The sequence below is a fragment of the Bacillus hominis genome, assembly GCF_018332515.1.
Lineage (GTDB): Bacteria > Bacillota > Bacilli > Bacillales > Bacillaceae_G > Bacillus_A > Bacillus_A hominis.
On record NZ_BOQD01000393.1, the window covers coordinates 1 to 415 of the forward strand.

At 33.5% G+C, this 415-nt stretch carries 1 protein-coding gene; it reads right to left on the reverse strand.

All coding sequences use genetic code 11. The annotated features are described in order from the left end of the window. Positions 1 to 415: DUF3658 domain-containing protein (locus KI356_RS25475; RefSeq protein WP_212936831.1), on the reverse strand; the 415-nt coding region annotated here is incomplete at both ends.

A 415-nucleotide genomic window follows, 5' to 3' on the forward strand; every position in this document is an offset into this window, starting at 1 on the left:
CTTCTAGTGAACCTTCAAATTCAAATACATCTTGATTAATTAATGCTTTCAAGCGATATTCTAAAAACATATCTCCAACTAATTGCTCCACAAGGCCAAGTACTTCACCAATTACTCTCGGAGCTTTAAAGAAGTCTTTATCAGCACCTATTTTTTTCGCGCATTCAATAATAAATGGATCCAAATAATCTTCTTGTACAGAATGCACTTCATTGTCTTTCCAAACTCTTAAAAACTCCATGCTTTGCGATAATCTATTCCACTCATGTGCAAACTTCATTCGCTTCTCTTCAGTTAAATACGGAAATTGCACAAAACTTTTTTGGAAAAGAGCTAAACTTTCAGGAGATAATTCTCCAGTTCCACGAATATCATAATCTTGTTTTAATATTTCTCTACTCGCTTCAGAAGTATT